Annotated in this window: 27 protein-coding genes; 21 read left to right on the top strand and 6 right to left on the bottom strand. The window is 55.9% G+C overall.

Translation table 11 applies throughout. The annotated features are described in order from the left end of the window. Positions 1–31 precede the first annotated feature (31 nt). The 5 genes from ACW4YW_RS05550 to hemB all read left to right on the top strand — a co-directional run bounded on the left by ACW4YW_RS05550 (position 32) and on the right by hemB (position 4,196). On the top strand, positions 32–598 hold the full coding sequence (locus ACW4YW_RS05550; RefSeq protein ID WP_457136659.1) for an aminodeoxychorismate/anthranilate synthase component II: 567 nt from the start codon (positions 32–34) through the stop codon (positions 596–598). Continuing rightward, positions 598–1,623 (top strand): anthranilate phosphoribosyltransferase, encoded by a 1,026-nt coding sequence (gene trpD / locus ACW4YW_RS05545; RefSeq protein WP_457136658.1) that lies wholly within the window; start codon positions 598–600, stop codon positions 1,621–1,623. The genes ACW4YW_RS05550 and trpD overlap by 1 nt, the downstream gene beginning before the upstream one ends. 264 nt (positions 1,624–1,887) lie before the next feature. After that, positions 1,888–2,349, top strand: coding sequence for a DUF3465 domain-containing protein (locus ACW4YW_RS05540; RefSeq protein ID WP_457136657.1), 462 nt, complete (start codon positions 1,888–1,890; stop codon positions 2,347–2,349). Positions 2,350–2,390: 41 nt separating this feature from the next. Further along, entirely contained in the window at positions 2,391–3,179 is a 789-nt protein-coding gene (trpC, locus tag ACW4YW_RS05535) for an indole-3-glycerol phosphate synthase TrpC (RefSeq protein ID WP_457136656.1), read from the top strand. 9 nt (positions 3,180–3,188) lie between these two features. Further along, a complete protein-coding gene (gene hemB / locus ACW4YW_RS05530) occupies positions 3,189–4,196 on the top strand; it encodes a porphobilinogen synthase (protein ID WP_457136655.1) in 1,008 nt (335 codons plus the stop codon). Positions 4,197–4,356: 160 nt separating this feature from the next. On the opposite strand, the gene ACW4YW_RS05525 is transcribed toward hemB, so the two are convergent. Then, positions 4,357–4,989, bottom strand: a complete 633-nt coding sequence (locus ACW4YW_RS05525; RefSeq protein WP_457136654.1) for a hypothetical protein — start codon at positions 4,987–4,989, stop codon at positions 4,357–4,359. A 66-nt stretch (positions 4,990–5,055) separates the two neighbouring features. Next, a complete protein-coding gene (locus ACW4YW_RS05520; protein ID WP_457136653.1) occupies positions 5,056–7,431 on the bottom strand; it encodes a penicillin-binding protein 1A in 2,376 nt (791 codons plus the stop codon). A gap of 163 nt (positions 7,432–7,594) precedes the next feature. Between ACW4YW_RS05520 and ACW4YW_RS05515 the strand changes: the two genes are divergently transcribed. The 16 genes from ACW4YW_RS05515 to ACW4YW_RS05440 all read left to right on the top strand — a co-directional run bounded on the left by ACW4YW_RS05515 (position 7,595) and on the right by ACW4YW_RS05440 (position 20,411). Further along, positions 7,595–8,665 carry a pilus assembly protein PilM gene (locus tag ACW4YW_RS05515; protein ID WP_457136652.1) on the top strand — a complete coding sequence of 357 codons (1,071 nt, stop codon included), beginning with the start codon at positions 7,595–7,597 and terminating at the stop codon, positions 8,663–8,665. Beyond that, on the top strand, positions 8,665–9,255 hold the full coding sequence (locus ACW4YW_RS05510; protein ID WP_457136651.1) for a PilN domain-containing protein: 591 nt from the start codon (positions 8,665–8,667) through the stop codon (positions 9,253–9,255). Before ACW4YW_RS05515 ends, ACW4YW_RS05510 begins: the two co-directional genes overlap by 1 nt. Beyond that, positions 9,252–9,887 carry a type IV pilus inner membrane component PilO gene (locus ACW4YW_RS05505; protein WP_309565705.1) on the top strand — a complete coding sequence of 212 codons (636 nt, stop codon included), beginning with the start codon at positions 9,252–9,254 and terminating at the stop codon, positions 9,885–9,887. The genes ACW4YW_RS05510 and ACW4YW_RS05505 overlap by 4 nt, the downstream gene beginning before the upstream one ends. Further along, positions 9,884–10,411 carry a pilus assembly protein PilP gene (locus tag ACW4YW_RS05500; protein WP_457136650.1) on the top strand — a complete coding sequence of 176 codons (528 nt, stop codon included), beginning with the start codon at positions 9,884–9,886 and terminating at the stop codon, positions 10,409–10,411. The genes ACW4YW_RS05505 and ACW4YW_RS05500 overlap by 4 nt, the downstream gene beginning before the upstream one ends. A gap of 10 nt (positions 10,412–10,421) precedes the next feature. After that, the gene (pilQ, locus tag ACW4YW_RS05495) at positions 10,422–12,593 is read left to right on the top strand and encodes a type IV pilus secretin PilQ (protein ID WP_457136649.1); all 2,172 of its coding nucleotides are present in this window, start codon (positions 10,422–10,424) and stop codon (positions 12,591–12,593) included. A gap of 63 nt (positions 12,594–12,656) precedes the next feature. Further along, on the top strand, positions 12,657–13,169 hold the full coding sequence (gene aroK, locus ACW4YW_RS05490; RefSeq protein ID WP_457136648.1) for a shikimate kinase AroK: 513 nt from the start codon (positions 12,657–12,659) through the stop codon (positions 13,167–13,169). Between the two features lie 2 nt (positions 13,170–13,171). Beyond that, positions 13,172–14,251 carry a 3-dehydroquinate synthase gene (gene aroB / locus ACW4YW_RS05485; protein WP_457136647.1) on the top strand — a complete coding sequence of 360 codons (1,080 nt, stop codon included), beginning with the start codon at positions 13,172–13,174 and terminating at the stop codon, positions 14,249–14,251. Further along, positions 14,248–15,366, top strand: a complete 1,119-nt coding sequence (locus tag ACW4YW_RS05480; protein ID WP_457136646.1) for a deoxyguanosinetriphosphate triphosphohydrolase — start codon at positions 14,248–14,250, stop codon at positions 15,364–15,366. The genes aroB and ACW4YW_RS05480 overlap by 4 nt, the downstream gene beginning before the upstream one ends. A 255-nt stretch (positions 15,367–15,621) precedes the next feature. Continuing rightward, the gene (locus ACW4YW_RS05475) at positions 15,622–16,791 is read left to right on the top strand and encodes a porin (protein ID WP_457136645.1); all 1,170 of its coding nucleotides are present in this window, start codon (positions 15,622–15,624) and stop codon (positions 16,789–16,791) included. A 105-nt stretch (positions 16,792–16,896) separates the two neighbouring features. Continuing rightward, the gene (locus ACW4YW_RS05470; protein WP_457136644.1) at positions 16,897–17,136 is read left to right on the top strand and encodes a hypothetical protein; all 240 of its coding nucleotides are present in this window, start codon (positions 16,897–16,899) and stop codon (positions 17,134–17,136) included. Further along, on the top strand, positions 17,111–17,542 hold the full coding sequence (locus tag ACW4YW_RS05465) for a DUF2335 domain-containing protein (RefSeq protein WP_457136643.1): 432 nt from the start codon (positions 17,111–17,113) through the stop codon (positions 17,540–17,542). Before ACW4YW_RS05470 ends, ACW4YW_RS05465 begins: the two co-directional genes overlap by 26 nt. A 306-nt stretch (positions 17,543–17,848) precedes the next feature. After that, positions 17,849–18,139, top strand: coding sequence for a nucleotidyltransferase family protein (locus ACW4YW_RS05460; protein ID WP_457136642.1), 291 nt, complete (start codon positions 17,849–17,851; stop codon positions 18,137–18,139). Beyond that, positions 18,136–18,267, top strand: coding sequence for a hypothetical protein (locus ACW4YW_RS05455; RefSeq protein ID WP_457136641.1), 132 nt, complete (start codon positions 18,136–18,138; stop codon positions 18,265–18,267). Before ACW4YW_RS05460 ends, ACW4YW_RS05455 begins: the two co-directional genes overlap by 4 nt. Next, the gene (locus ACW4YW_RS05450) at positions 18,264–18,485 is read left to right on the top strand and encodes a HepT-like ribonuclease domain-containing protein (RefSeq protein WP_457136640.1); all 222 of its coding nucleotides are present in this window, start codon (positions 18,264–18,266) and stop codon (positions 18,483–18,485) included. The genes ACW4YW_RS05455 and ACW4YW_RS05450 overlap by 4 nt, the downstream gene beginning before the upstream one ends. Positions 18,486–18,774: 289 nt before the next feature. Further along, entirely contained in the window at positions 18,775–19,080 is a 306-nt protein-coding gene (locus tag ACW4YW_RS05445; RefSeq protein ID WP_457136639.1) for a transcriptional regulator, read from the top strand. Beyond that, on the top strand, positions 19,077–20,411 hold the full coding sequence (locus ACW4YW_RS05440; RefSeq protein WP_457136638.1) for a HipA domain-containing protein: 1,335 nt from the start codon (positions 19,077–19,079) through the stop codon (positions 20,409–20,411). The genes ACW4YW_RS05445 and ACW4YW_RS05440 overlap by 4 nt, the downstream gene beginning before the upstream one ends. Before the next feature lie 134 nt (positions 20,412–20,545). Here the strand turns inward: ACW4YW_RS05440 and ntrC are convergent, their stop codons facing one another. The 4 genes from ntrC to glnA all read right to left on the bottom strand — a co-directional run bounded on the left by ntrC (position 20,546) and on the right by glnA (position 25,142). Continuing rightward, entirely contained in the window at positions 20,546–21,934 is a 1,389-nt protein-coding gene (gene ntrC, locus ACW4YW_RS05435; RefSeq protein ID WP_457136637.1) for a nitrogen regulation protein NR(I), read from the bottom strand. Between the two features lie 55 nt (positions 21,935–21,989). Next, positions 21,990–23,087: a nitrogen regulation protein NR(II) gene (gene glnL / locus ACW4YW_RS05430; RefSeq protein ID WP_457136636.1), complete on the bottom strand. Its 1,098-nt coding sequence runs from the start codon at positions 23,085–23,087 to the stop codon at positions 21,990–21,992. Positions 23,088–23,139: 52 nt separating this feature from the next. Beyond that, positions 23,140–23,628: a DUF4124 domain-containing protein gene (locus ACW4YW_RS05425; RefSeq protein ID WP_457136635.1), complete on the bottom strand. Its 489-nt coding sequence runs from the start codon at positions 23,626–23,628 to the stop codon at positions 23,140–23,142. Positions 23,629–23,732: 104 nt separating this feature from the next. Beyond that, the gene (gene glnA, locus ACW4YW_RS05420) at positions 23,733–25,142 is read right to left on the bottom strand and encodes a type I glutamate--ammonia ligase (protein ID WP_457136634.1); all 1,410 of its coding nucleotides are present in this window, start codon (positions 25,140–25,142) and stop codon (positions 23,733–23,735) included. Positions 25,143–25,260: the final 118 nt, after the last annotated feature.

Below are 25,260 nucleotides of genomic sequence, written 5' to 3'. Positions count from 1 at the left end.
TCGCCCGGGTGCAAGATGAAGGATGCACATTATGCTGTTGATGCTCGATAACTATGACTCGTTTACCTACAACCTCGTACAGTACCTTGGCGAGCTTGGGCAGGATGTGCAGGTCTACCGCAACGATGAGATCGACCTTGCGGGCGTGGCCGCGCTGAACCCCAGGCATATCGTCATTTCGCCCGGTCCCTGCACGCCTAACGAAGCCGGCATTTCCGTGCCGTTGATCCACGAGTTCGCGGGCAAGATCCCGATCCTCGGGGTGTGTCTCGGCCACCAGAGCATAGGCCAGGCCTTTGGCGGCAGGATCGTCCACGCCAAGCAGCTCATGCACGGCAAGACCTCCGAAATCCACCATGCCGACCTTGGCGTGTTCAAGGGCTTGCCCAATCCCTACACGGCAACGCGCTATCACTCGCTGGTGATCGAGCGCGAGTCGATTCCGGAGTGCCTGGAAATTACCGCCTGGACCGAAGATGGCGAGATCATGGGCGTGCGCCACAAAACCTTGCCGATCGAGGGCGTGCAATTCCACCCCGAGTCCATCCTCACTCAGTACGGACACGAGCTGCTGAACAATTTTCTGAAAGCGTATTGATGAGCATTACCCCCAAGATTGCCTTGCAACGGCTGATTGACCATACCGATTTCACGCATGAGGAAATGCTGGAGGTGATGCAGCAGATCATGGGCGGCGCCTTCACCACGATCCAGATTGCCGGCTTCCTTGCCGGCTTGCGCGTCAAGGGCGAAACTGTCACGGAGATTGCTGCAGCGGCGCAGGTGATGCGCGAGCTTTCCAGCAAGGTAGAGGTGGAGGACAGCAGCCACCTGATCGATACCTGCGGTACCGGCGGCGCGCCCAACAAGGCATTCAACGTGTCCACGGCGTCGGCCTTCGTGGCTGCCGGGGCGGGTGCGCGTATCGCCAAGCACGGCGGGCGCGCGGCTTCCTCCAAGAGCGGCTCCGCCGATGTGCTGGAGGCGCTAGGCGTCAACATCAGCCTCACGCCCGAGCAAGTGGCACGGTGCGTGAACGAGGCAGGGATCGGCTTCATGTTCGCTCCCAACCACCATGCGGCGATGAAGTACGCCGCGCCGGTGCGGCGCGAGCTCGGCGTGCGCACCATGTTCAACCTGCTGGGGCCGATGACCAATCCGGCAGGGGCCAAGCGCCAGGTGATGGGCGTATTCCATCGCGACCTGGTCAGCCTGCTGGCGCATACGTTGAAAAAGCTTGGCAGCGAGCATGTGATGGTGGTGCACAGCGCGGACGAAATGGATGAAATTTCTTTCTCCGCGGATACCTACGTTGCCGAGCTCAAGCATGGCGAGGTGAGCGAATATACGCTCAATCCTGCCCAGTTCGGCATGCCTTTGCATGACATCGACAGCATCCATGTGGAAAACGCCCAGCAGTCCAGCGAGATTATCCTCGGGGTGTTCTCCGGTGCGGGCGGACCGGCGCGCGACATCGTGCTGTTGAATGCGGGCGCCGCCATTTACGTGTCCGGCATTGCGGGCGACTTGCAGGACGGCATAGCGCGGGCTGCGGATTCGCTGGATTCCGGTGCGGCATTGAACAAGCTGCAGCAGCTCAAGGCGCTGAGCCAGGCGGCATGATGCGCCTAGAGCCTGTTCACGATCTTTTCATAGGGTGCGCATGGCTCCAGGACGCGTCCGATCAAGGCGCGGACCGCAGGCAATGCTCATTGCCTTGCCAAGGGCTGCAACGCAGAGCGGGAGCGTCTTGGAGCCATGCCCTTCGGGTTGTCCCGGCAGCGCAGCCGCTGCTGCGTTGCAAATCCTCGCCGGGCAATCAGCACGGCTTCGGTTTGCGCCTTGCATCGACTACACTGCCGGGGCAACGCGCCCTATGAAAAGATCGTGAACAGGCTCTTATGGCTGGTGGCTGCCATTGCAGTCGCCTATACCTTTTTCCATTTCACGCAGCCTGGGCAGCATGCTGTTCCCGCTGACGAGGTTCAGGCGGTATCGGCATCATCCCATGCTGCGGCAAACCAGCGCATGGCGCAGGCGTTCAGCCAGCGTGAGCATGGCGTGGCAATACAATCCGCGGGCGTCGTGAGCAAGGTTCTGCCGGATGACAATGACGGATCGCGCCACCAGCGCTTTATCCTTGAGCTGGACAACGGCATGACGGTGCTGGTGGCGCATAATATCGATCTTGCGCCCAGGCTGGATGGCCTCCGCGCTGGTGACGCCGTGGAATTCAACGGTGTTTATGAATGGAATGCCAAGGGCGGTGTCGTACATTGGACCCATCATGACCCTCGCGGCCAGCATGCGGAGGGATGGCTGCGCTATCAAGGCAGGATGTACCAATAGTCAGAAATGTAGTCAGGATTAACGAAAGCGATCGCAGGGCAATGTCAGACATACTCAATAAAATTCTGGAAGTGAAGCGGGCGGAAATCGATGCCGCGCAACAGCGCAAACCATTGGCCGAGATTGAGGCGGAAGCCTTGGCCCAGCCTGCGCCGCGCCCATTCCTCAGCGCAATTCAGGACAAGATCGCGGCAGGCAAGGCGGCCGTGATTGCGGAAATCAAGAAGGCCAGCCCTTCGAAGGGCGTGATCCGGGAAGATTTTCGTCCTGCCGAGATTGCCGCCAGTTACGCCGGCCATGGCGCTGCCTGCCTTTCCGTATTGACCGACGAGCAGTTCTTCCAGGGTAGTGCCGAATATCTCAAGGCAGCGCGCGCCGCCTGCGATATTCCCGTATTGCGCAAGGACTTCATGATAGATCCCTACCAGGTGTTCGAGGCACGCGCGATGGGCGCCGATTGCATCCTGCTGATCGCGGCAGCGCTTGACCTGCCCCGGATGCGTGAGCTGGAAACCATCGCCCACCGGCTCGGCATGAGCGTGCTGGTGGAAGTGCACAACGGCGAGGAACTGGAGCAGGCCTTGCAGCTAAAGACGCCGTTGCTGGGCATCAACAACCGCAACCTGCGCACGTTCGAGGTGACGCTGGACACGACATTGTCGCTGCTGCCCCGTATCCCTGCACGCAAGACCGTCGTCACCGAGTCGGGCATCTTTACTGCCGAGGACGTTGACTTGATGCGCCGCCATGAGGTGCATACCTTCCTCGTCGGCGAGGCGTTCATGCGCCAGCCTGATCCCGGCCTGGCGTTGGCCCAGGTATTCGCATAAGGAATTCGTATGACCGCATCATCACGCCAGTTTCTCGCCATTCGCCCACGCCGCATGCGGCGGGACGATTTCTCGCGCCGGCTGATGCGCGAGCATGTGCTTACTGCCAACGACCTGATCTACCCTGTATTCGTGCTGGAAGGGGAAAACCGGGTCGAGGAAGTCGCTTCCATGCCCGGCGTGCAACGTCAGAGCATAGACCGCCTGCTGGACACTGCCGGACAATGCGTGGCGCTGGGCATTCCCGCGCTGGCGCTGTTTCCCGTCGTCGACCAGCAATACAAGAGCCTGACCGCGGATGAGGCATGGAATCCCGACGGGTTGGTGCCGCGCACCGTGCGTGCGCTCAAGGCGGCATACCCGCAACTGGGCGTCATCACCGATGTCGCGCTCGACCCTTACACCACGCACGGGCAGGACGGCGTCATCGACGATACCGGCTATGTGCTCAACGACGAGACAGTGGCGATCCTGGTGAAGCAGGCGCTTTGCCATGCGCAGGCAGGGGCGGACGTGGTGGCACCCTCGGATATGATGGACGGCCGCATCGGTGCGATCCGCGACGCATTGGAAGAAGCCGGGCACATCCATACCCGCATTCTTGCCTATTCCGCCAAATACGCCTCCGCCTTTTATGGCCCTTTCCGCGATGCGGTGGGTTCTTCCGCCAACCTGGGCAAGGGCAACAAATACAATTACCAAATGGATCCCGGCAATTCGGACGAAGCCTTGCGCGAGGTAGCGCTCGACCTCGAGGAAGGCGCCGATATGGTCATGGTCAAGCCCGGCATGCCATACCTCGACATCGTACGCCTCGTAAAGCAGGAATTCGGCGTGCCGACCTATGCCTACCATGTGAGCGGCGAATATGCCATGCTCAAGGCCGCAGTGCAGAATGGCTGGCTGGATGAAAGGACCGTGGTACTGGAGGCCATGCTCGGCTTCAAACGCGCGGGGGCAGACGGCATCCTGACCTATTACGCCATGGATATTGCCCGCTGGCTGCGCGAGGCTTAGAACCGCTAACAAAATCCTTCTATCGTCGTTGCTCTTCCTTGCCGTACTAGTTTTGTACTGTCTGCGAAAGAGCGCCTAACCAGAATCGCTTCGCTGGCTTTTGTTAGCGACTCTTGATCGGGAATACATAGCAACTAGGCGCGTTTAATACGATTAAATCTCAGGATAAAGGCTCGCTCTGCTGTATCAGGCTGGCGAGCGCTTCGATATTGGCCCGGCTGGCGTTGCTGCCATTGACCGGGCTTTTTGTCGGCATGCGCATGTCGTCGACCTCGAACACGCTGAGCCTGATCAGCCCGTGCGGGCCTTCCAGGGTGAACACCGGTACCTTCTTGCGCTCCATGCTGCGGCGTTCGCTGATGCGGTAGGATTTCTCATCCGTGGCATAGGGGATTTGCTGGTTGAGCAGGAATATCTCGACTTCCTTCAGGCTGTCCGCGAACAGGTGGATATGCGTTTCTGCGTATTTTCCCGCCGTACCGTCCAGCACCGCGCCGGTCAGGTGCGGGTTGAAGCGTTCCAGCAACTGCATGACCAGCAATGCGTCCTTGCGTAGTTGCAGCAATGCTTCAGGCTGGTCGTCGCTATTGTAGATTTCGTGGTAAACGCGGATTTCTTCCTCGATCTCGCTATTGGTCGGCATGCATTGCGAGTCGGTGACGCCAAGCTGGCGGCTTGCCTTGCGCTTGGCGTGGGCGTAATCGGAGATGCCCTCTTCCGCCATCATGCGGGCAGCCAGCTGCGCAATCAGCTGGCGCAACTGGGATTGGCGATTGCTGCTGTCTTTTGCCATGGTGCAAACGCCCTTCTGAAAATTAAGCTGGCTGCCCGCATTCAGGGAATGCGGGTGCGCAGGATTCTAAAACAGTTGATCCGGCCTCGGCGGGGTATTGTCCTGCTTTTCCGTAGGCGGTGGCGAACCATGCCCGGGAATAGGGAAGCCGGGAATGATGGAGAAAATGGATTCCTCTGGCTCGGGCGGCGGAAATTCATGATAGAAATATTCCATGACGCCTTCGCCATCCCCCTTCGCCTGCATGCCCGTCGCCGGGTCGATGCGAATGGCGCTGACGCCGGCTGGCACTTCCGGTACCACCTCTGGCACGCCCTTGAGGGCGGAACTCATATAGTCGATCCAGATCGGCAGCGCCGCCTTGCCGCCGGTTTCCAGGCTGCCCAGTGACTTGGGCTTGTCATACCCCATCCAGGCGATCGCGACATGTTTCGGGCTGTAGCCTGCAAACCAGGCATCGATCTGGTTGTTGGTTGTGCCGGTTTTGCCTGCCAGGTCGGAGCGGCCCAGGCTGCGCGCGCGCGTGGCAGTGCCCAGGCGCACTACGTCCTGCAGCATGGAGTTCATGATGAAGGCGTTGCGGCCGTCAATCACGCGCGCGGCGCCCTTGCCTGCCAGCAACGGCTTGGATTGCTCCAGTACCTTGCCTCGGCTGTCGACGACCTTGTCGATGATATATGGCTTGACGCGATAACCCCCGTTGGCAAACACCGAGTAGGCCCCGGCCATCTGCCACGCGGTCACCGAGCCCGAGCCCAGCGCCATCGCGAGGTAGGGAGGGTGGTCCTTGGGCGAGAAGCCGAAACGGGTGATGTAATCCTGCGCGTAGTTGACGCCTATGCCTTCCAGGATGCGGATGGAGACCATGTTCTTGGACTTGGTCAATGCCGTGCGCATGCGCATCGGGCCTTCGTACTTGCGGTCGTAGTTCTTGGGCTCCCATGCCGAGCCGCTACCGGTTTCCCGTGCCGAGACCGAGATGGGCTCGTCTTCTATCATGCTGGCCGGGGTAAAGCCTTTCTCCAGCGATGCGGAGTAGATGAAGGGCTTGAAGCTGGAGCCGGGCTGGCGCCACGCCTGCGTCACGTGATTGAATTTGTTGCGGTTGAAGTCGAAGCCGCCGACCAGGGCCTTGACCGCGCCAGTTTCTGGGTCCATCGCCACCAAGGCCGCCTCTGCCTGCGGCAACTGCACGATATGCCAATTGTCGCCCTGGCGCATGATGCGGATGACGGCGCCTGGCTTGATGGTGCGTTTGGCCGCATCTTTCTCGGCAAGCTGCTTCTGCACAAATGCCAACCCGTCGCCGCTGATCTCGATATTGTTGCCGTCCTTGGCGTAGACGCTCACCACTTTGGGCGTGACCTTGGTCACGACGGCAGGCATCATGCCCTGGAAGCTTTCCAGGTCGTCCATGGCGTTATCCAGCCAGTTGCCGCTGCCTGCCTCGTTGGTGCCCGGCGCGACGGTCTTTTCCGGGCCGCGGTAGCCGTGGCGGCGGTCATAATCGATGATACCTTGCAGGATGGCGCGATTGGCGGCTTCCTGGTTGCTCTTGCGGATCGTGGTGTAGATCTTGAGGCCGCTGCTGTAGATGTCATCCTTGTAGCGCTCGTACATTGCCTGGCGCACGATTTCCGCGACATAGTCCGCAGAGAGGTCGCGCATCTTGCGCGACTTGCGGAAGCGGTGCGGCTCCTGCAGCGCTGCTTCGTATTGTTTCTGATCGATGAAGTGCAAATCCTTCATGCGGCGCAGCACGTAGCGCTGGCGCGCTTCTGCGCGCTTGGGGTTGGCGAAGGGGTTGTAGCGGGAAGGCGCCTTGGGCAAGCCGGCCAGCATGGCGACTTCCGCGATGCTGAGCTGGTCCAGCGGCTTGCCGTAATAAACTTGCGAGGCGGCCGCAAAGCCATACGAGCGGTGGCCCAGGTAGATCTGGTTGATGTAAAGCTCCAGGATCTGGTCCTTGGTCAGGTTGTGCTCTATCTTGATCGAGAGCAATGCCTCGCTGAGCTTGCGGGTGGCGGTCTTTTCGCTGGAGAGGAAGAAGTTGCGGGCAACCTGCATGGTGATGGTGCTGGCACCTTCCTTGAAACTGCCGGAAGTCACGTTGGAGATGGCGGCGCGCAGGATGCCCAGCGTATCGATACCGCCATGCTGGTAGAAGCGTTCGTCTTCGGCGGCGAGAATGGCTTGTTTCAATGCCTTCGGCGTCTCGTTGATGCCGATGAAGGCGCGGCGCTCCTCGCCGAATTCGCCTATCAGGTGGCCGTCCTCGGAATAGACGCGCATGGGAACCTTGGGCTTGTAGTCGGTCAAGGCTTCAAGGGAGGGGAGTTCGGGATAGATCAATGTGGCAGCCAGTGCCACCAGCGCAGTTGTCACCAATCCCAGGATAATGCCGGTGAGGATCAGGAACTGCCACCATTTTTTCGGGAGCATTGATTAGGGTTCAGTATTGGTAACAGACGCCGTTATTATAAGTGTCATTACCGTGATTTTAAAATCAAATAATCTGCTTTGACTTCACAGATGCTTGTTGCTAGCATCTAAAGTAAATTATTAGAAATAATTGTAAATAACCGTATTGGAAAGGGAATTTCGTTTGAAATTCGACTTTTTTTCAGAGCGCACACCGCCTCTGATAGGCGTGGACATCAGTTCCAGTTCGGTCAAGATGGTCGAGCTGACACAGGGGAACAAGGGAGCTTATCACTTGCAGGGGTATGCCATTGCCTCCATGGCAAGGGATGCGGTCGTGGATGGCAATATCGTCGGCCTAGACCTGGTGGCGGATGCGGTCAAGCGCGCCTGGAAGCTGCTGGCTTCCCGGGAAAAACGCGTTGCACTCGCTTTGCCGGCTACTGCCGTGATCACCAAGAAAGTCATCATGCAGGCCGGCATGCGCGAGGAGGATATGGAATTCCAGGTCGAGGCCGAGGCCAACCAATACATTCCTTTCCCGCTTGATGAAGTCAACATCGATTTCCAGGTACTGGGTCCGGCACCCAGCAGCGCCGATGAGGTCGAGGTGCTGATTGCCGCTTCACGCAAGGAAAAGATCGAGGATAGAGTCGCTGCGGCCGAGGGGGCGGGGCTCAAGGTGTTGATCGTCGATGTCGAGTCCTACGCGACCGAAGCGGCCTATGCGCTTGCGGCAACCGAGTTGCCTAAATCCGGCAAGGGACAAACCGTCATGGTGGTGGACGTAGGAAGCGCCATGACCCATGTGCACGTCTTCCATGATGGACAACTCGTGCACAGCCGTGAGCAAGCCTTCGGCGGCAACCAACTGACGCAGGAGATTCAGCGCCGTTTCGGCATTTCCAGCGAAGAGGCCGAGATTGCCAAACGCAACGGCGGGCTGCCGGAGAGTTACGAGAGCGAGGTGCTGCAGCCTTTCGTACAGTCGCTGGCACAGGAAGTGGTGCGCAGCCTGCAATTGTTCACCAATTCCACCCAGTACAATAAAGTGGACCATATCCTGTTCGCTGGGGGGTGCGCCGCCATTCCGGGCTTGGCAGCGCTGATCCAGGAAAAAACCCAGGCCAATACCCTGATCGCCAATCCGTTCAACCATATGTCCGTCAATCCGCGCCTCAAGCAATTGCAAGTCATTGCGGATGCGCCGGCGTTGATGATCGCCTGCGGCCTGGCCTTGCGGAGGTTCGACTAATGGTCAGGATCAACCTCCTCCCCCACCGCCAGATCCGCCGCGCCGAGCGGCAGCGCGAATTCAACCTCATGCTGGCATTTGCCGCTGCTGCCGGCGTTGCAATCGTATTCCTTGGCAGTACCATCCTGGGCAGCAAGCTGGATGAACAGACGAATCGCAATGCGCGGCTGGAAACAGCGAGTGCCAACCTCGACAAGCAGATCGAGGAAATCAAGGAGCTCAAGTCGCAAATCCGCAACGTGCTGGACCGCAAACAGATTGTGGAGAACCTGCAAGTCAACCGCAGCCAGTCGGTCATGATGCTGGATGAAATCAGCCGTCAGCTGCCCGAGGGTATGTACCTCAGGGCCTTGAAGCAACAAGGCCACTTGGTGACGCTGGAGGGCGTGGCGGATACCAATGCTCGCGTCGCCACCCTGGTGCGCAACCTTTCCGGTTCCGAGTGGCTGCAGTCGCCCAATCTTGTGGAAATCAAGTCCGCAACCGTAAATGGCATCAGGCAGAACAACTTTACGGTGAATGCCCAGCTAAAGGCGCCGCCATCACCTGAGGATGAGGTGTTAGGCGCGAAGAAGGGCGGTGCACAGTGAACCTGCAGGATTTCAACAATATCGACTTGAAAAATGCCGGCAGCCTGCCCTGGCCCGTCAAAGGTGTCTTGCTGGGCTTGCTGCTGGTGGTAATTGTGGTTGCCGGTTATTGGTTCTTCTGGAGCCCCGCGATGGAAGAGCTGGAGCAGGCGCGGGCGAAGGAAAACGAGCTGCGCGAAACCTTCCTTGCCAAGAAGCGGCAGGCAATCAACCTCGAAGCCTACAAGCAGCAAATGGTGGAAATCGAGCGCACGTTTGGCGCGCTGGTCAAGCAATTGCCCGACCGCTCACAGATGGACGGCCTGCTCACCGACATCAACCAGGCTGGTCTTGAGCGCGGTCTGGAATTCGAACTATTCAAGCCTGGCCAGGAGGTCATTGCGGATTTCTACGCCGAAATGCCGATCTCCATCAAGGTAACCGGTTCCTACCATGACCTTGGCGAGTTCGCAGGCGATATCGCAAGGCTGCCGCGTATCGTCACCTTGAACGATATCGTGATCAATACCGCAGGCAAGGACAGCAAGGACGGCCGACTGGTCATCGAGGCGGTGGCCCGCACTTACCGTTACCTAGACGCGAGTGAGATTGCCAGCAAGAAGCAGGCGGAAAAGAAAGAGGCGCGCAAATGAGCATGAATATTTGGCGTGAGCGCGGGCAATGCGTTCTTACTCTCATGTTATGCCTGTTGCTGAGCGCCTGCGGTGACGGACAGGGTGATGACCTGGACCGCTTCATCCGCGATGCCGGCAATGATATGCATGCGCGCGTGGATCCGTTGCCTGAGGTCAAGCCGTATACCGCTGCGACCTATAATGCCGACGGCATATTGAACGACCCGTTCAAGGCGCGCAAGATCGTCAGTTCGCGCAGCAGCCTGCAGCCCAACATGAACCGGCCGCGCGAGCCGCTGGAGGCTTTTCCGCTGGAAAGCCTAAAGTTTGTTGGCTCCTTGTCGAAGGAGAAGTTGAAGTACGCCCTGATCCTGACACCGGATAACCTGGTTCAGCAAATCAAGGTGGGCGGGTACATGGGGCAGAATTTTGGCATGGTGACCGAGATCAGCGAAGGCGGCGTGAAGCTCAAGGAAATCATACAGGACGAGTTAAGCGGTGACTGGGTAGAACGTATCTCCAGTATTGAGTTGCAGGATTGAGGGTGAACACATGAATATTATAAAGTGGGCCGCTGGGCTGTTTTTTCTGCTATTGATGCCGCTGTCGCAGGCGGCCGAGGAGCAGGCTGAGTTTGCCAATAAGATCGAGAAGATCGACTTTGTTGCCATGTCGGGAGGCAGGGTAGCGATACAGCTGCAGACAACTGCTCCATTGGCAAATCCGCCAGCCGGTTTCACACTCAACAATCCTTCACGCATTGCACTGGATTTCCCGGCCGTCGGCAATGGGCTCGGCAAGAATAATGTGCAGGCGGCGCAGGGCGTGCTCAAGGGCGTGAACCTAGCCCAGGCCAGGGATCGTACCCGCGTCGTGCTGAACCTTGCCAAGATGGTGGCGTACAACACCACCACCCAGGGACGTGAAACCACGATCATCCTGCAGGCAAATGAAGCGAGTGCTGCCAATAGCAATACCGTTGCCCGTTTTGCCGAGGCCAAGGCCGGGGAGAAGTTCCACACCTTGAACAATATTGATTTCATGCGTGGCAAGAATGGCGAAGGCCGCATTGTGGTCGATCTTTCCGACGCCTCTGCCGGGATCGATATCCGCCAGCAGGGCAAGACCGTAGTCGTGGATTTTCACAATACCGAGTTGCCGCAAAATCTCCAGCGCCGGCTCAATGTCATCAACTTCAATACCCCGGTCTTGTATGTCGATGCCATCAAGCAAGGGAATAACAGCCGCTTGGTCATCGAGCCCAAGGGGCTGTGGGAACAGTCGGCCTACCAGGCGGACAAGCGCTTCATCATCGATATCCGCCCTGTCGTGGAAGACCCGAACAAGTTGGTGCAGGGTTCCAAGCCCGGCTATGCGGGCGAGAAGCTGTCGCTGAATTTCCAGAATATCGACGTGCGTTCAGTATTGCAGGTGATCGCCGACTTCACCGGCCTCAACATCGTCACCAGCGATACCGTCACAGGCAACCTGACCCTGCGTCTCAAGGACGTGCCCTGGGACCAGGCGCTGGACATCATCATGTCCAGCAAGGGGCTGACCCAGCGCAAGACAGGCAACGTGATCTGGGTGGCGCCGTCTGACGAAGTGGCCGCCAAGGAAAAGCTCTTGCTCGAAGCCAGCCAGCAGATCGAGGAGCTGGAGCCGATGCGTACCGAAGTCTTCACACTGCGCTATCAAAAGGCCGAGAACTTCAAGAATATCATCAGCGACAGCAAGCAAAAGATCCTGTCCAAGCGCGGCAGCGCCGTGGTGGATGCACGTACCAATACGGTATTCGTGCAGGATACGGTCAAGCACCTGGAGGAAATCCAGAGCATCATCAACAAGATCGACATCCCGGTGAAGCAGGTGATGATTGAGTCGCGCCTGGTCATTGCGGATGAGAAATTCGGCCGCAGCCTGGGCGCGCGTTTCGGTGTGCAGAAGCAGCAGGCGAGCGGGGATACCCGTTACGGCTCCAGCGGTACCCTGGGAAATACCATCACCCAGCGTACCATAGACCCGACGACGGGCGTCATTACGGAAACCATCGCCAACCGGGTGGGTTCCTCCACCTTGGCTACCACTTCCATTCCTGGTACGGTCGGCGTGGGCGTGAGTGCCGATGGCGCGCAGGACTTGAACGTCAACCTCCCGGTTGCAAACGCTTTCGGTAACTTTGCCTTCAGCTTGTTCCGCCTGCCAGCAGGCTTCCTGCTCAATCTCGAGCTGTCTGCGCTGGAAACAGACCAGCGCGGCAAGATCGTTTCCAGTCCGCGTGTCACAACGGCCAACCAGCAAAAAGCTATTATTGAGCAGGGTACGCAGATTCCATATCAACAGTCGACCAGCAGCGGCGCTACTGCGGTGCAGTTCAAGAACGCCTCCCTGAGCCTGGAAGTCACGCCGCAGATTACACCTGACGAGAAGATCATCATGGACTTGGAAGTGAAAAAGGATAGGGTGGGTACGGTTTTTAACACTGTTCCCTCTATCGACACTCAGCGTGTACAGACCCAGGTGCTGGTAGCCAATGGTGAAACGGCTGTACTGGGCGGTATCTATGAGCAGACCGAGCGTAACGACGTGGACAAGGTGCCGTTCTTCGGCGACCTGCCCTTTATTGGCAATGTCTTCAAAAGGCGCGTCAAGCAAAGCGACAAGACCGAACTGCTGATCTTCATTACTCCCAAGGTCATGGACGAAAGCTTGTCGTTGCGTTAGCCATATCTGACAGTTAAGCCAGATTCCCTTAAAATGCTCGCTTGCGTATGGCGGGCATTTTTTATGGCAGCAAATATTTTCTTTGTCGGGTTGATGGGGGCGGGCAAAACCACCATAGGCCGCATTATTGCCAAGCATCTCAACAAGACTTTTTACGATAGCGATCATGAGATTGAGCGCCGTACCGGTGTCAGCATTCCTGTCATCTTCGAGTTGGAAAAGGAAGATGGCTTCCGCAAGCGGGAAGCCACGGTGATAGAAGAATTGAGCCAGATGCAGGATATTGTCCTGGCAACCGGGGGCGGAGCGGTTTTATTGCCTGAGAACCGCAAGCAGCTCATGGAAAATGGTACCGTGATTTATTTGCGCGCCAATGTGCACGAACTCTGGCAGCGCACCCGCAACGACAAGAACCGTCCGCTGCTGCAAAACGACAACCCGCGCAAGAGGCTGGAACAGTTGTTTGCCCAGCGTGATCCCTTGTACCGCGAAGTCGCCTCCATTATTGTAGATACCGGCGGACAGCCGGTGAATGCCATCGTCCACCAGATCGAACAGAAACTTTTATCTATATAACCATGCAAACTTTACACGTAGACTTGGGCGAGCGCTCCTATCCTATCCACATCGGCCGCGGCCTGCTAACCCAGCCAGAGCTGATTTTGCAGCACCTCAAGCGCAAGCAAGTGGCGATCGTCACCAATACCACAGTGGCGCCCTTGTATCTGGAAAAGCTGGCCCAGCCTTTGCGTGATGCCGGTGTCAAGGTCATTCCCATCGTGTTGCCGGATGGCGAGGCCTACAAGAATGCCGCCACGCTCAACCTGATTTATGATGCCTTGCTAGAAAACCGCTGCGAGCGCAGCACCACCGTCATTGCCCTGGGCGGCGGGGTGATTGGCGACTTGGCCGGCTATGCTGCAGCGACGTATTTGCGCGGCGTGCCTTTCATCCAGGTGCCGACAACCCTATTGTCCCAGGTGGATTCCTCTGTCGGCGGCAAGACCGGCATCAACCACCCGCTTGGCAAGAATATGATCGGCGCGTTTTACCAACCGCAAGTGGTGCTGGCCGATATCGATACATTGTCCACATTGCCCGAGCGTGAGCTATCAGCTGGCCTTGCCGAGGTGATCAAATATGGCTTGATCCGCGACGAACCATTCTTCACATGGCAGGAAGCCAACATGCAGAAGCTCCTCGCGCTGGAGACGGAAGCCATGAGCTATGCCATCTACCGCTCATGCGAAAACAAGGCGGAAGTGGTGGCGGCCGACGAGCGCGAGTCTGGCGAGCGGGCCTTGCTCAACCTGGGCCATACCTTTGGCCATGCCATCGAAAATGCCATGGGCTATGGCGTTTGGCTGCATGGTGAGGCTGTGGCGGCAGGCACCATCTTGGCTGCTGATCTTTCATATCGTCTGGGGTGGCTCAATGACGGGGACATCGACCGCATTAAAGCCATCTTCAAGGAGGCCAGGCTACCGATAGAGGCGCCGGCGCTGGGTGTGGAACGCTATCTCGACTTGATGGGGCTGGATAAGAAAGTCGTTGACGGCCAGATTCGCCTCGTGTTGCAGCAAGGCATCGGCAAATCGCTGGTAACCAGCGACTATGATGCCAGCCTATTGAAAGAAACCCTGGCGATCGCTGCATGATCGGATTGGCGCCCTATGCCGCCGACCCGGCCTTGACCAAAGGGCGGGTCCATGAAGAGCCGGCGCCGGCAACACGCAACCATTTCCAGCGCGACCGGGACCGTATCATCCACTCAGGTGCATTCCGCCGGCTGGAATACAAAACCCAGGTGTTCATCAACCATGAAGGCGACCTGTTCCGCACCCGCCTGACCCATAGCCTTGAAGTCGCGCAGATAGGCCGCGCGATTGCACGCAACCTCAACCTGCACGAAGACCTGATCGAGGCGGTGGCGCTTGCGCATGACCTGGGACATACGCCATTCGGCCATGCCGGGCAGGACCAGCTCAACGATTGCATGCGCGAATATGGCGGGTTTGAGCATAACCTGCAGTCATTACGTGTCGTGGACCATCTGGAATTGCGCTACGCCGAGTTCGACGGCCTTAACCTGACGTTCGAGGTGCGCGAAGGCATACTCAAGCATTGTTCCCTGCCCAACGCAAGGCTGCTCGGTGAACTAGGGGAGCGCTTTATCAAAAAGCAGCAGCCCTCACTTGAGGCGCAAGTGGCGAACCTGGCCGACGAGATTGCCTATAACAACCATGATGTCGACGATGGTTTGCGCTCCGGCCTGATCACAATGCAACAGCTTGCCGAGGTACGGCTATTTGCCGAGCAGTTTTCCCTGGTGCAGCGGCAATATCCCGCGTTGGCCGGCCGCCGCCTGATCCATGAAACCGTCAGGCGCATGATCCATATCCTTGTGACGGATTTATGCGAGCAAAGCCGCAGGAATATCGCAGACCATGCCCCCAAGACACTGGGCGATGTCCGGGCGCTTCCGCCGTTGATCGGCTTCAGTCCGGCCATCGACGAGCAGCAGCTTGAGTTGAAGCGCTTTCTCAGGGCCAACCTCTACCGGCATTACCGCGTCAACCGCATGACTTCCAAGGCCAGACGCATCATTGCGGAGTTATTCAACGCCTTTCTATCAGATCCCACCCTGCTGCCTGATGAGTACCAGGTTGCAGATGGCGAGGCACAGCCGCGGGTGATTGCGGACTACATTGCGGGCATGACGGACCGTTACGCGATCCGGGAACACCAGCGGCTCTTCTCCATTTCTGAATAAAAGCTTTAGCATTCTTTTCTAACTGTTTAGCAGGGAAGCGCTTTTTTCATCAAAGATTGGTTGTGGCATTAATCTGTTGCGTAATTGCAACACAATCCCCAGCTCAGCATAAAAAAACCACAAGATTGCTTGCAGCCCCTGAATCGCCTTTGGCATACTGCCCATAACTTCTTTAACAAGAAGTAGGCGAAATACTCTCGAAGCGGTGGTTAAAAAACTGCACGAGAGCAAACTAAAACGCATTAGGAGATATACATGAACAAGAAACTAGGCTTGGCAGTTGCCGGCGCTGTAATGGCGTTTGGCGCTTCCGCTGCAAACGCAGGTATCATCATCCCAGCAGGTGACTGGACCATCGATATCGGTGGTAACGTCAATGCTTACTACACTAACACTCGTTACAGTGGTGATCTTTTTGCTGGTAATGCGCGTAGCAACCAAGTTCAAACAGGTCTTTTGCCATCTGCTCTGGGTATCGGTGGTAAGACCCGTCAGAACGACCTGGATATCGCATTCCAGTTCACATTCTTCACTGGTACTAACTCCAGTGACGGTGTTCGTCAGAGTTCTGCTGGCGATTACAACAGTATCAACATTCGTCAATCTTACTTGACCTTTGGTGATGCTTCCTGGGGTACTATCAAGGCTGGTCGTGACCTCGGCCTGTTCGGTTCCGACGCTATCCTCTCCGACATGACCCTGTTGGGCGTTGGTGTTGGCGCTGGTAACCCTGGCAACTCCACACTGGGCCGTATCGGTTCCGGTTATGTGTACGCTGACTGGATCGGTCAAATTCAATATGCATCTCCTAACTGGAATGGCTTTAGCTTTGCTGTAGCTGCTCGTGAAGGTCTGCGTAATGTTGATACTATCACTGCTGATGACAAGACTCAGCTCGGTTATGATGGTAAGTTGAGCTACGAATGGACTGGTGACTTTTCCGGTAAAGTTTGGGCTGGTTTCCTTACTCAAAAGCATGAAAGTGCTGTTGTAGGTGACTACCGCTCCCGTGGTTATGAATTGGGCGGTAAAATCAATGTAGCAGACTTCGGTTTGGTTGGTTACTACTACGACGGTAAGGGCCTTGATGGTCAAACCGGTGGTGTAGTTGGTGGCCTGCAATTCCGTAGCCCAACTAAGACTGACGACAAGGGTGGTTATGTTCAAGCAACATACAAGCTGCCAGGCGTTGGTACCAAGCTGGGTGTTTCCTACGGTATTTCCAAGTCTGATGATGGTATCTACCAAGGTACTGCAGCCGATTTCGAGAACAAGTCCTGGATTGTTGGTGCTTACCATCCTCTGACCAAGAGCCTGAACCTGGTTGCAGAATACGCACACCAAAAGGTTGAAGTTGATCAAGCTGCTGGTAACACAGATGGCAAGGCCAAGACTATCAGCTTGGGCGCGATCTTGTTCTTCTAGGATTTAAATCGCAAGATTTAGCTTAGAAAGCAATCGTAAAAACGGCACCTTCGGGTGCCGTTTTTTATTTGCAATATCTGGCAGGGTCTTTATACTGATAACACCATGTTAATCATAGATTTCAATAAGTCCATCAAAAGGGCATTTGCTTTTGGCTTTGCGAAAGGGCTATCTGCGCCTTTGATGTTGCATGGACATTTTAAGGCCCCAGATATTCATACGGTAGAGCTTTTGGAGATTCCTGCTATTTCCACTGCGAAAGCAATCAAAAGCGATTGGGAAGCCGTAGGGATGGATATCCAGTCATCCGCACAGCAATATGGCCAGACCACCTCGCAAAAGTAATCCTTCCCAAGACCATCAACAAGACCATTTGGTCGCGCAGCACACCTCGTTTGAAGGCCCGGTGCCTCATCCAACAATCTTGCAAGGATATGAAGATATTTTGCCGGGTGCTGCCGAGCGCATTCTTGTGATGGCTGAAAACCAAAGTCAGCATAGAATTGAGCAAGAGAAAAAGGTGCTAGACGCGAATGAAAAGATAAGGCTCATGCAAGCCGAGATTAATCGTTCGCAGGTTCGATGGGTGGGAGTGAGTGATTTTGTAGGGCAGTTATTTGGTTTAGTCGTCAGTCTGGCGTGTGTGGGTGGTGGCGTGTGGTTGGTTTATTTGGAGCATGATTGGGCAGGTGCTGCTTTGTTCTCCATTCCGATTGCGGGCATCATTAAAGCATTTAAGCAAAAAGGATGACTTGATTAGATAGTTTAAGCGCGGTGCGTTCTTGCCCCAGGAGGTCTCGTCTTGCCCTGGAAAGCGCGATAGCTTTGTCGATTCTATCTAGCTGCCATTTGATGATGCTGTCATTCTATTTCGAAGGGGCGCTTTTCGTTTCTTTTTCTTTTCCCGCGAAGAGCCGTGTATGCAAATTCATGATATCCCCTATCATGCCGGAACTTGATCCGGCATCTTGATAGCGCTGCTCTCTATTGATGTTGAGTTGTGATAACTTTTTGCTACTCTGCGATCACAGTTTAAAAAAGCATAGGAGTCAATGATATGAAGCCTTCAGAAGCCTTGAATAAGCATCGTATCGCTATTCGCCAGGTGGTCGAGGCGAGTCGAGCACAAAATCCCAGGGTATTTGGCTCCGTGCTGCATGGCAAGGACGGAGCTGCCAGCGACCTTGATCTATTGGTTGATACCTTACACGAGACAACATTATTTGATTTGGGAGGTTTGCAAGAGGATTTGGAGGCCTTGCTTGGCATTCAGGTTGATCTTCTAACTCCGGCAGACATCTCGGCTAAATTTCTGGATAAGGTGCTTGCAGAAGCACAGCCGGTATGAATGAGAGCCGCTTGTCGGATTATCTTGAGCACATCTATCAGGCGGCAGTGGATGCGGTAATTTTGTTGATGGATTGGATAAGCACGATTTTCTGGCAGATAAGTGAGCCCAACAAGCTGGAATCATGAGTTTTGTGATTATTGGTGAGGCGGCGGCGAAGGTGATGGGTACTAATGCCGAGTTTGTTGAACAGCATCCCGAAGTTCCTTGGAGAAATATGCGTGGTATGCGTAACCGGATTGCTCATGGTTACTTTGATATTGACCTGGATGTCGTGTGGCAGACTGTTCAACGTAATATTCCAGATTTGGTGAGGCAAATTGGCCTGCTCAGGAAAAGTCTTTGATTTCCTTGGATGGATTCTCGGATACGTTCACATTAAAAAACGGCACCTTCGGGTGCCGTTTTTATTGCCTGTCATCTGCGCAAGCTTTGATTTATCGCTTTTGTTCAGTCTTTCCAAATTTGTGACGAGAAGAAATTGAATAGGAAAAAGATTAAATATATTGGTCCGGATATATTTTATTGATTTTTCGTCAATATATATAAAAATATATTTGATCTAATATTTTTTATATTTTACTCCGTATTTACGCTAGAATATATTTGGTCAGATATATTTTTGGTGAATATTGATGAAAATCCAGATAACGACCATGGCGGAACTTGGTGAGGTGATTCGTGCTACGCGCAAGGCCAATAACATCCGGCTCGATGATATGGCCGGTATGGCTGGGGTCGGGCCTGTGTTCGTGGGGGATGTCGAGTACGGCAAGGAAACCGTCCAAATGGGGCGTGTGTTGCAACTCTTACGTGAGCTGGGCCTCAAGCTCACGGTGGATGTTCCCTTATCTACCGAGCCGTATCTGCAGAAAATACGTCAGCAAGGCGGTCTGGTTCGGCCAAGCAAGCGTAAAGCTCAACGGAGCATCAAGGAATGAGGCGTTCCCTGCGTGCTTATATCAATGGGGCTCACGTCGGCACCTTGAGTGCTGAAAATAATATTTGGCGGTTTGAGTATACGCAGGCTTGGACAGCCGCCGAAGATGGGTATGACTTATCCCCGGCACTGCCACGCGCGGATGCTGCGGGTCGGCCGATGTTGCACGTTGACGGCAGTTCCACCCGGTCAGTGCAATGGTATTTCGATAATCTGCTGCCTGAAGAGGCATTGCGCACTGTATTGGCTGGCCAGGCTGAGGTGGAGGAGGGGGATGCTTTCGGCCTGTTGGCCTATTATGGACAAGAGTCCGCAGGGTCGCTGACCTTGCTGCGCGAAGGTGAGCAAGTGGTCGCGGCTGGGATGCGGCCATTGTCATTGCAAGCATTGTCTGATCGCATCAAGGCGATGCCAAAAGTGCCGCTGAGTGCTAGTTCACCGAAACATATGTCATTGGCAGGTGCGCAGCACAAACTGGCTGTCATCTACAAGGGGGGCGAGCTTTTTGAGCCGGATGGCCCCACTGCATCAACGCATATTCTCAAACCGCAGCACCCTGAAAAAGATGCGTATCCATCTAGTGTCGTCAACGAGTATTTGACCATGCGCGTCGCGCGCGAGGTGGGGTTGAATGTCCCACAAGTGCACCGTGTGTTTTGCCCGGAACCGGTTTACCTGATTGAGCGGTTTGACCGGGTTGCAAACGCTGATGGCGGCGTTGACCGGTTGCACGTGATTGATGGTTGCCAACTGCTTAATATTGACCGTGTGTTCAAATATTCATCGGCCAGCGTCGAGCAACTGGCGCAACTGGTTGGCTTGCTTCAGGTGCCAGCCGCTGGGCGCCAATGGTTTTTTGACTGGCTGGTATTCAATATCCTGATGGGCAACGGTGATAACCATCTCAAGAACGTGTCATTCATGGTTTCCCACGCCGGGATTGTCATTTCACCTTGCTACGACCTGTTATGTACTGCTGCTTACGATACAAAAGCGGTTGATCGTGATTTTGGGGAATGGCCAAAAACAAAGTTTGCGCTCTCTCTGAATTCTGAAGTGAGGTGTTTTTCGGATATCACCCGGGATGTTGTCATCGCTGCTGGTACTGCTCTGGGCTTGGGGCGCCTGACAGCAAAGCGCAGACTGGACTACTTTATTCGAAAAGTGCCGCTTGCCGTCAACAAGGTGCGCAGGGAAATACTTGACGAGAATTCACAGCAAATCGAAGAAGTCCAATGGAGATTAGAGAAGGACTCGCGTATGCTGGGCATTATCGAGAACACTATCGTGAGCACAATGATCAAACAGCTTCGAGAAGTGTCTAGTTCATAATGCCAATTGTATTTGAACCCCGGATTCGCGGTATCTGCAACTGCTATCCCGGCCTTGCGCCGGGTTTCTGCGAGTAAGCAGGATGTTGCGAGGTGCCGGATAAAATCCGGCATCCCGCGGGAGCAGTAGCCAATTTATTCGTCTATCCCCAATTCCTGGATTTTACGAGTGAGTGTGTTGCGCCCCATGCCGAGTTGGGTGGCGGCCTCAATACGGCGTCCGCCAGTGTGTTGCAGCGCCTTGGTGATCAGGATGCGCTCGAATTGTTGGGTGCGGCTATCGAGGATATCGTGCTCGCCACGGTTGAGGGCATCCGTGACTTCCGATGCGAGCGCGTTTTGCCATGAGGTGGCGCTGGTGGGTTTGGCTGCATCTTCCTTGAGCTCGGGCGGCAGGTCGGCAATATCGATGTTTTGGCCAGGCGCCATGACGGTGAGCCAGTGACATACGTTTTCCAATTGGCGCACATTGCCGCTCCAGCTCAGTGTGCCGAGATAACGCAAGGCTGCGGTGGATGGCTGCTTGGCTTCGACGCCCAGCTCGCGGGCGCTATGCTGCAAGAAATGCTTGACCAGCAAGGGGATGTCTTCGCGGCGTTCGCGCAGCGGCGGCAGGCGCAGGCGGATGACATTGAGCCGGTGGAATAAATCCTCGCGGAACAGCCCGAGCTTGACCCTTTCTTCCAAGTCTTGGTGTGTCGCGGCAATGATGCGCACATTGACCTTGACTGGCTGGTGGCCGCCTACGCGGTAGAACTGGCCGTCGCATAGTACGCGCAGCAAGCGCGTCTGCAGGTCGGAGGGCATGTCGCCGATTTCGTCGAGGAACAAGGTGCCGCCGTCGGCCTGTTCGAAGCGTCCGCGCCTTGCGGCTTGTGCTCCGGTAAATGCGCCGCGTTCATGACCGAACAATTCGGACTCGAGCAGATCCTTGGGGATGGCCGCAGTATTGATCGCAATGAATGGCTTGTCGAAACGCGGGCTGTGGCGGTGCAGTGCGCTTGCCACCAATTCCTTGCCGGTACCGGATTCTCCATTGATCAAGACGGTGGAGTGCGAGCGGCTCAAGCGGCCGATGGCGCGAAAGACTTCCTGCATGGCAGGCGCCTGGCCGATGATTTCCGGCGTTTCTTCTTGAATCACGACTTCCGTGGCCTGGCGCATGCTCTCATCGACGGCACGGCGGATGATTTCAATGGCCTGGTCTACGTCGAAAGGCTTGGCTAGGTACTCGAATGCACCGCCTTGAAAGGCGGCAACCGCACTTTCCAAATCGGAGTAGGCCGTCATGATGATGACGGGAATATCTGGATGTCTTTGCTTCACTTCGTGGAGAAAGTCCAGGCCGGAGCCATTGGGCATGCGGATGTCGCTGACAATGACTTGCGGCTCTTCCCTGTTGAGGGCATTCAGGGCTTCTGGTACGGATGCGAAAGTCTTGAAATCCATGTCTGTGCGGGCCAGGGCTTTTTCGAATACCCAGCGTATGGATTTGTCGTCGTCTATGATCCAGATCGGTTTCATGATGGTTACCTGTGTAGTCTGTCTTGGTATTAAAAGTAATTGTTATTGTGTGAATCTATTGTCTTGCAATGTAAGACTTCATCGCCGTGCTTTCAATTGGCAGCAATATGGTGAAGCTGGTGTGGCCAGGCTCGCTTTCACACTCGATCATGCCGTGGTGCTGGGTGATGAAGGTCTGGGCCAAGGTCAGGCCGAGGCCTGTGCCGCCATCGCGGCCTGATACCAACGGATAGAAAATACGTTCGCGGATGTCAGGCGGGATGCCGGGGCCGTTGTCGATGATCTGCAGCTTGATGGCGACCCGGTAGCGTTTCTTTGCCAATGTGACTTGGCGGGCGGCACGGGTGCGCAGGACGATCTCCGGCGCTTCCGCCCCGGGGTTGTTCTGCATGGCTTGCACGGCGTTGCGGGCAATGTTCAGGACCGCCTGGATGAGTTTCTCGCGATCCCCGATCAGTTCCGGCAGGCTGGTGTCGTAATCCCTGCGGATATGGATGCCGCGGGGCGACTCAGCCAGCAGCAGGCTGCGCACGCGCTCCAGTACTTCGTGGATATTGGTAGGCTCGTATTTCGGTACGCGGTGCGGTACCAGCAGCCTGTCCATCAGCAATTGCAGCCGGTCGGCTTCCTTGATGATGACCTGGGTGTATTCGCGCAGGCTGACTTGTGGCAATTCGTGTTCCAGCAATTGCGCCGCGCCGCGCAGCCCGCCTAGCGGGTTGCGGATTTCATGGGCCAGGTTGCGCAAGAGCTCGGCATTAGCTTGTTGCTGGATGAGCATGCGCTCTTCACGCGCGATGCGAAGCTGTTGATCCATATGCTGGAACTCGAGTACCAGGCAGGCCGGCGCCAGTTCCACCGGCGTTACCGTGCAGGTGACGGCGAAAGATTGCTGGCGCAGCGTGGTGATCGGGAACTCGTGCTCGCGGAATGGGCTATGGTGCTTGATCGCATGTTCCATGGCCGAGTCGAGGATGTCGCAACCGGGAAATACGTGTGACACAGGCAAGCCTGCGATTTGCTTGGCACTGATGGCAAACAGCACTTCGGCACCTGGGTTTGCATAGACGACGCGACGTTGTTTGTCGAGCAGGATAACCGCAGTCGATAGATGTTCCAAGCCTGCGAATGAGGGGGGGATTTTATGTTCCATGGCTTGTGTTAAGCAAAAGCCAGGCCAATTGCTTTAACTGAGCCGAAGCCTTTTATTTAAAAGCTTCCAGCTCTTTTTGCAAAAGCTGCACATTACGTTCATGTGCATCGACGTCGGCCTGCAATCGCTGCATTTTTTCCTCAAATTTTGCGACGTTGCGATAAGTTTTTCCGTTGGCGCCACGGTATACCTCAGGTTTGGACTCGCCTTCGGCATAGGCTTTCTTGGCTTCTTCCAAAGCCGCTTTTTCTGCTTCCAGCTCCTCCAGCAGGATCTTCTTGCGTTGATCGTCACGCTTTTTCTGCGTTTGGCTGTCGACGCGCGGGAAGTTGCTGGGCGTCGCCTGAGGCTTGGATTTGGGAGCTGGTGTCGCAGCTGGGGGCGGCGGGTCTATCTCCAGCTTGATGGCCCCTTTGCTGGGGACGTTGGAGTAGGTGACATGGCCGTTCTCATCGACGCTTTTATAGATTTCGGCATGGGCGCTGCCACAAGTGACTGCATATGCAAGCCAAGTAAAAAGGGACAGGCGAATTCTTTTCATGAGATTCAGTGTAGAGCAGAAGTCTGGTGCAGGCAATTGCCGCCGAGGCGGATTCTAGGCATAAAAAAAGCGGGTTTCCCCGCTTTTGTTATGCAATGCGCTGATTAAACGCTGTAGTACAAGCTGAACTCGATCGGATGCGGAGTTTGACGCAGCTTGGTCACTTCTTCCATCTTCAGGTCGATGTAGGCATTGATCCAGTCGTCGGAGAACACGCCGCCGCGGGTCAGGAACTCGCGATCCTTGTCCAGGGCTTCCAGCGCTTGCTCCAGGGAAGAGGCGACAGTTGGGATCGCTGCATCTTCTTCTGGTGGCAAGTGGTAGAGATCCTTGGTGGCAGGCTCGCCGGGGTGGATCTTGTTCTGCACGCCGTCCAGGCCGGCCATCAGCAAGGCACTGAATGCCAGGTATGGGTTGGCGGTTGGGTCAGGGAAGCGTGCCTCGATACGGCGCGCTTTGTCGGATTGCACGAAAGGAACGCGGATGGACGCGGAGCGGTTCTTCGCGGAATAAGCCAGCTTCACAGGGGCTTCGAAGCCAGGTACCAGGCGCTTGTAGGAGTTGGTGCCTGGGTTGGTGATAGCGTTCAAAGCGCGAGCGTGCTTGATGATGCCGCCGATATAGTAGAGCGCGAATTCGCTCAGGCCGGCGTAGCCGTTACCTGCGAACAGGTTCTTGCCATCCTTCCATACGGATTGGTGCACGTGCATGCCGGAACCGTTGTCACCGAAGATAGGCTTGGGCATGAAGGTGGCTGTCTTGCCGTATGCATGCGCCGTATTCAATACGACGTACTTGAGGATCTGGGTCCAGTCGGCGCGTTGAACCAGGGTGCTGAACTTGGTGCCGATCTCACATTGGCCGGCAGTCGCGACTTCGTGGTGGTGAACTTCGACAGGCACACCCAGCTCTTCCAGGGCTACTACCATGGCGGAGCGGATATCGTGCAGGGAGTCGATGGGAGGCACAGGGAAATAGCCGCCCTTGACGCCTGGACGGTGGCCGGTATTGCCGCCTTCGAACTTCTCGTTGGAAGCCCATGCGGCCTCTTCGGAGTTGATCTTGACGGAGCTGCCGCTCATGTCCACGGACCAGTTGATGGAGTCGAAAATGAAGAATTCTGGCTCTGGGCCGAAGAAGGCCGAATCACCGATGCCGCTGGACTTCAGGTAGGCTTCGGCGCGCTTGGCAATGCTGCGCGGGCAACGGTCATAACCCTTGCCGTCGGTGGGGTCCACGACGTCACAGGTGAGGAACAGGGTGGGCTCGTCCATGAAAGGGTCGATGTTGGCAGTCTCTGGGTCTGGGATCAGCAGCATGTCGGATGCCTGGATGCCCTTCCAGCCTGCAATGGAAGACCCGTCGAAAGCGTGGCCTTCAGTGAACTTGTCTTCGTCGAATGCGGAAATCGGCACGGTCACGTGCTGTTCCTTGCCCTTGGTGTCAGTAAAGCGAAAATCGACAAACTTGATGTCGTTTTCCTTCACAAGCTTTAATACGTCGGCCACCGCCATTTGATTCTCCTAGCTCTTTTTGGATTAAGAAGTTAATTAAGCACTATGCTTTGACACTAAGGTGAAGCAGGAACTGTGCCATTGAATTCGCGCAAATTCCCATTTTCACACATAAGGT

It is taken from the genome of Methylobacillus pratensis, from assembly GCF_054072455.1.
This window is presented reverse-complemented; position numbering and strand designations above follow the sequence as displayed.

What these genes read in the sequence shown, in the direction of transcription:
- ACW4YW_RS05480 (WP_457136646.1), top strand. Translation starts at nt 14,248, where the DNA reads ATGATCGGATTGGCGCCCTATGCCGCCGACCCGGCCTTGACCAAAGGG.
- ACW4YW_RS05465 (WP_457136643.1), top strand. Translation starts at nt 17,111, where the DNA reads ATGGCCAGACCACCTCGCAAAAGTAATCCTTCCCAAGACCATCAACAA.
- glnL (WP_457136636.1), bottom strand. Translation starts at nt 23,087, where the DNA reads ATGGAACATAAAATCCCCCCCTCATTCGCAGGCTTGGAACATCTATCG.
- glnA (WP_457136634.1), bottom strand. Translation starts at nt 25,142, where the DNA reads ATGGCGGTGGCCGACGTATTAAAGCTTGTGAAGGAAAACGACATCAAG.
- ACW4YW_RS05550 (WP_457136659.1), top strand. Translation starts at nt 32, where the DNA reads ATGCTGTTGATGCTCGATAACTATGACTCGTTTACCTACAACCTCGTA.
- ACW4YW_RS05500 (WP_457136650.1), top strand. Translation starts at nt 9,884, where the DNA reads ATGAGCATGAATATTTGGCGTGAGCGCGGGCAATGCGTTCTTACTCTC.
- ACW4YW_RS05460 (WP_457136642.1), top strand. Translation starts at nt 17,849, where the DNA reads ATGAAGCCTTCAGAAGCCTTGAATAAGCATCGTATCGCTATTCGCCAG.
- ACW4YW_RS05520 (WP_457136653.1), bottom strand. Translation starts at nt 7,431, where the DNA reads ATGCTCCCGAAAAAATGGTGGCAGTTCCTGATCCTCACCGGCATTATC.
- ACW4YW_RS05445 (WP_457136639.1), top strand. Translation starts at nt 18,775, where the DNA reads ATGAAAATCCAGATAACGACCATGGCGGAACTTGGTGAGGTGATTCGT.
- trpD (WP_457136658.1), top strand. Translation starts at nt 598, where the DNA reads ATGAGCATTACCCCCAAGATTGCCTTGCAACGGCTGATTGACCATACC.
- ACW4YW_RS05525 (WP_457136654.1), bottom strand. Translation starts at nt 4,989, where the DNA reads ATGGCAAAAGACAGCAGCAATCGCCAATCCCAGTTGCGCCAGCTGATT.
- aroK (WP_457136648.1), top strand. Translation starts at nt 12,657, where the DNA reads ATGGCAGCAAATATTTTCTTTGTCGGGTTGATGGGGGCGGGCAAAACC.
- trpC (WP_457136656.1), top strand. Translation starts at nt 2,391, where the DNA reads ATGTCAGACATACTCAATAAAATTCTGGAAGTGAAGCGGGCGGAAATC.
- hemB (WP_457136655.1), top strand. Translation starts at nt 3,189, where the DNA reads ATGACCGCATCATCACGCCAGTTTCTCGCCATTCGCCCACGCCGCATG.
- ACW4YW_RS05450 (WP_457136640.1), top strand. Translation starts at nt 18,264, where the DNA reads ATGAGTTTTGTGATTATTGGTGAGGCGGCGGCGAAGGTGATGGGTACT.
- ACW4YW_RS05510 (WP_457136651.1), top strand. Translation starts at nt 8,665, where the DNA reads ATGGTCAGGATCAACCTCCTCCCCCACCGCCAGATCCGCCGCGCCGAG.
- ntrC (WP_457136637.1), bottom strand. Translation starts at nt 21,934, where the DNA reads ATGAAACCGATCTGGATCATAGACGACGACAAATCCATACGCTGGGTA.
- ACW4YW_RS05425 (WP_457136635.1), bottom strand. Translation starts at nt 23,628, where the DNA reads ATGAAAAGAATTCGCCTGTCCCTTTTTACTTGGCTTGCATATGCAGTC.
- pilQ (WP_457136649.1), top strand. Translation starts at nt 10,422, where the DNA reads ATGAATATTATAAAGTGGGCCGCTGGGCTGTTTTTTCTGCTATTGATG.
- ACW4YW_RS05455 (WP_457136641.1), top strand. Translation starts at nt 18,136, where the DNA reads ATGAATGAGAGCCGCTTGTCGGATTATCTTGAGCACATCTATCAGGCG.
- aroB (WP_457136647.1), top strand. Translation starts at nt 13,172, where the DNA reads ATGCAAACTTTACACGTAGACTTGGGCGAGCGCTCCTATCCTATCCAC.
- ACW4YW_RS05475 (WP_457136645.1), top strand. Translation starts at nt 15,622, where the DNA reads ATGAACAAGAAACTAGGCTTGGCAGTTGCCGGCGCTGTAATGGCGTTT.
- ACW4YW_RS05440 (WP_457136638.1), top strand. Translation starts at nt 19,077, where the DNA reads ATGAGGCGTTCCCTGCGTGCTTATATCAATGGGGCTCACGTCGGCACC.
- ACW4YW_RS05470 (WP_457136644.1), top strand. Translation starts at nt 16,897, where the DNA reads ATGTTAATCATAGATTTCAATAAGTCCATCAAAAGGGCATTTGCTTTT.